The following is a 3,694-nucleotide window of genomic DNA, read 5'->3' as shown; positions in this document are numbered from 1 at the left end:
GTTCCGTACTTTAAGCCTCTTAGACCGCCTGAGCATTCAGCGATATTGCCGCCTATTGTAGAAATTTTCATACTGCTTGGATCTGGTGGATAGAATAGTCCTAGCCCTTCAACATGTGAAATGAATTGTCCAGTAATTAGACCAGGCTGGACAATAGCCGTTAAGTTTTCCATATCCACTTCAATAATTTTATTCATGCGATGCATAACCATCACAATTCCGCCTTGCAATGGTACTGTACCACCGCAAAGATTCGAGCCCGAGCCTCTTGTTACAATCGGAATAAGATTGCTGTTAGCTATTTTCATAATTTCTGAAACTTGCTCTGTTGATTCTGGATAAATAACTGCATCTGGCAAAGCCTGCAACATCGGCGTTCCATCATAGGAATGTGCGATTAACGCCTCCTGATCTGTCCGAAAAAATTTTTCCCCTACAATCTCTCGTAATTGTTTAACTACAGCTTCATTCAACATGAACGATTCCTCCATAACTAAATTGAGCAGGTCATCTGATGACTTTGTGTTGATTATAGTGTAATAAAGTTGTACAGTATAGTCTATAGTTTTATTTTCGGGAGGTTTAAAGCTCTATGCAGCCGATAAAGGTAGAAACTGAAAAAGGACATGAGCTTGTGCGAAGAGCCATTCTCTCACAAATTGAGGAAGGTCTCTTACATCCTGGTCAAAAACTACCGTCCGTAGTTGACTTGAGTACCTCCTTTGGAGTAGGTCGCTCCACCATTCGTGAAGCATTGAGCGCATTAAAGGCAACAGGCTGGATAGATGTAAAGCATGGCGGAGGTACCTTTGTCAATAAAGTATTGCCTACCTTGCAGAGCAACTCGCGAGATCCATTCGAGGAATCGGAAAGTGTAAAAGAGATACTGGAAGTTCGTATTTGGCTTGAAAGCGGCAGTGCTGCATTCGCTGCCGAGCGTCGAAATGATAGGGATCTCGAGAACTTAAAGCAGATTATTGAACAAATGGAGCAAGCGTTGGAAATGAATAATACACAAATGAGTGAACATGCGGATATCGAATTTCATCTAGCTATAGCAGCTGCCTCACACAATAAGCTGCTTAATACATTAATGAGTTCACTTACTTCTAAGCTGACCGAAACAATGGGAAAAACTCGCCAGCTGTGGTTTTTCGAAGACAAGTCCTCTTCCACACTTCTCTTAAAAGAGCATCAATCCATATATAATGCAATATTAGCTCAAAACAGCGAGCTGGCCAGCCAGCTCATTCAAGCTCATTTGCATAAAGTCGAGAATGTACTGAAACGCAGAGACATTTTAGAATAATTCTGTTCAATAAAGATTCAAAGATAGAACGACAGTTCTATCTTTGGCTTTATTTTTTCCTATAGGCTTCTCAGCCTGATAACCGACTGGATCTATTATCTTTTTTCTATGTGCTTTATTCCTCTTAATAATCCTTTGATCTATTCCTTTTCGATTTAGTTAGTGGTGATAGAAGCAATTCTTCGCATTTCGCATAACCCCCTAGCAATTTCTGAGTCAAGCTTAACTTAGGAACAACAAGGTAAACAATTGAGCTTGAAATGATGCTTATAATAGCTCCTACTAGGATATCTGCTGGATAGTGGACACCGACCCAAATACGAGAAATACCAACAAGGGAAGCTAGTATAACCCATAAAAACCACCAGCCTTTTCTAAATAACCAAAAGGATACACAAAATGAAAAGAACAATATGGTATGATCGCTTGGAAAAGAATTATCAACTGCTTTTTCAATTAATTTATTAACATTTGCCAACTCAGCAAATGGTTGATTATTCGAATGAAATTTGCCTGCTATTTTCCCAATAATTTCAGCAAATACAAAAGTAATGGTTGCACACACAATCATCATTCTACTCTGTTTATTTCGAGTAAACCAAATGAAGATAACACCTAAAACCAAGAAATACACCATAAACTCAGCAATGAAAACCATAGCAGGATTTAAGTATGGATATTGTTTCCCTAGGTCATTTACCATTCTAAATAAATTAATATTTTCTTCTAAAAAATTCATTTCACACCACCTCCTCTGCCTTTATTTCTTATATCTTAAAAGACAGATAGGCAAACAACCATCGATTCCCCTAACAATTAAGGGTTCCTATGTTACATTATTGTCATTTTGTAAATTGGCTTTAACATTCACATTGGCAGTTGCCCCCGTTGGCAGCGATTACCTCCCTCTCCTCCAATATCCTTATTCACGTTGAGTTTCGCCAAACGCAAAAAGACCTCCCAGAATAATCTGGAAGGTCTCAAAGTTATAAAGATATTGATAAACAGGATTTTCACTGACGAAAACCCTTGATGTATAAGGGTTTATCGCCCTTATTACATCATGCCGCCCATACCGCCCATGCCGCCCATATCAGGCATGCCAGCGCCAGCACCCTTAGGCTCTGGTTTGTCAGCAACAACCGCTTCAGTTGTCAAGAACATAGCTGCAACGGAAGCTGCGTTTTGCAATGCTGAACGGCGCATATATTGATGTTATCACGTTTTTTTAACTATCTAAAAAATATAGACTACTTCTCGTATTGATGTAGCAGTTTCAATTATAAAGTAGTGATCAATTTATGTAAAGTAGTCTTAAGAATGAAATGCTTTAAACATCGACATACATGATTCCTTTACTGCTATTCAATTAACAACACTTTATTCCTCAATTCTAGCCCCTTCAATATCCTGAATACTTTCAGAATATCTAATCTTTATTGAAGCAAGTTAGTTATTGCGAGCCACAAGCATGAAGTTCATTTGCCTTACAATTCAATCATTAATAAGAGAAAGCCTAAGGGATGTTTTCCCATCAGGCTCTTTCTTGTTTCCTCTTAATTTCCAAACATCTTCTCATTATCCCATTTCTTTTCCTGTTGCTTTCTATCCCACTTCATAAAATCGTTATACTCTTGTCTCGTTATATCTTTAAAATCCTTTTTTTCATAGCTCGAATCAAATATTGCTGAGCATCCTTTAATTAGCATCCCCAAAAGTAAAATTACCACAACTACGATGACAGCTAGACAGCCAATACCCCATATTAATGATTGAAACCCACTCATATCTTTAGCATTTTCTTGATTCTCATCGCCATTAGTACCTCCATCTACAATATCTGAGATATTACCGCAATCACAATTAATCGCTGTAATTAATTTATAGTCATTAGTCGTTTTAAAATAAGATACCTTCTTAATCTTGTGTTCTTTAGAACACTTTTTACATGAACTGATTAGAAACTCAGACTCTTCTCTTATTAAATTCAACTCATACGCCCCTTTAAGTTCAATCCTTCAAAAATTTTACCATATTTCATTGTAATTTTAAACCATTTTTCCGAATTAACAATCTGTCATTGTACTAATCCAAATCTGATAATTGTTCAGAAAGAAGGTGTTCTTCTGAACAATCGTAATCCAGATCTTAAACCTATTATTGGTAAACTAATAAAAACACTACGAATTAAACAAGACCTATCTCAAGAGGATTTGGCTGGATTATGCAATGTAGACCGCAGCTATGTATCCCTAATTGAACGTGGTGAGAATGAGCCTTCTATTAGTAAAATATTTGAAATATGTGATGGTCTAAAGATTAGACCTGCTAGTTTCTTCGGACTTGTGGAGATTGAATACAATAAGATCAAAGATACTGACACAA

General features: G+C 37.1%; 5 protein-coding genes and 1 pseudogene. 2 read left to right on the top strand and 4 right to left on the bottom strand.

Annotated elements, in window-relative coordinates; genetic code table 11:
* On the bottom strand, positions 1-476 hold a 476-nt coding region (locus AC1DSE_RS32455; RefSeq protein ID WP_477528849.1), incomplete at its 3' end, for an FAD-binding oxidoreductase.
* A gap of 116 nt (positions 477-592) precedes the next feature.
* Here AC1DSE_RS32455 and AC1DSE_RS32450 point away from each other — a divergent pair.
* On the top strand, positions 593-1,309 hold the full coding sequence (locus AC1DSE_RS32450; RefSeq protein WP_477510293.1) for a FadR/GntR family transcriptional regulator: 717 nt from the start codon (positions 593-595) through the stop codon (positions 1,307-1,309).
* Between the two features lie 124 nt (positions 1,310-1,433).
* On the opposite strand, the gene AC1DSE_RS32445 is transcribed toward AC1DSE_RS32450, so the two are convergent.
* The 3 genes and pseudogenes from AC1DSE_RS32445 to AC1DSE_RS32435 form a co-directional block, all read right to left on the bottom strand.
* A complete protein-coding gene (locus AC1DSE_RS32445) occupies positions 1,434-2,048 on the bottom strand; it encodes an undecaprenyl-diphosphatase (protein ID WP_477510294.1) in 615 nt (204 codons plus the stop codon).
* A 317-nt stretch (positions 2,049-2,365) separates the two neighbouring features.
* Positions 2,366-2,509: pseudogene (locus AC1DSE_RS32440) on the bottom strand (hypothetical protein); the annotation flags it as partial.
* 356 nt (positions 2,510-2,865) lie between these two features.
* Entirely contained in the window at positions 2,866-3,300 is a 435-nt protein-coding gene (locus tag AC1DSE_RS32435; RefSeq protein WP_477510295.1) for a hypothetical protein, read from the bottom strand.
* Here AC1DSE_RS32435 and AC1DSE_RS32430 point away from each other — a divergent pair.
* A partial coding sequence (locus AC1DSE_RS32430) for a helix-turn-helix domain-containing protein (RefSeq protein ID WP_477528850.1) occupies positions 3,295-3,694 on the top strand: 400 nt, incomplete at its 3' end. The genes AC1DSE_RS32435 and AC1DSE_RS32430 overlap by 6 nt on opposite strands.

The sequence above is a fragment of the Paenibacillus sp. 01L418 genome (assembly GCF_056400045.1).
This window is presented reverse-complemented; position numbering and strand designations above follow the sequence as displayed.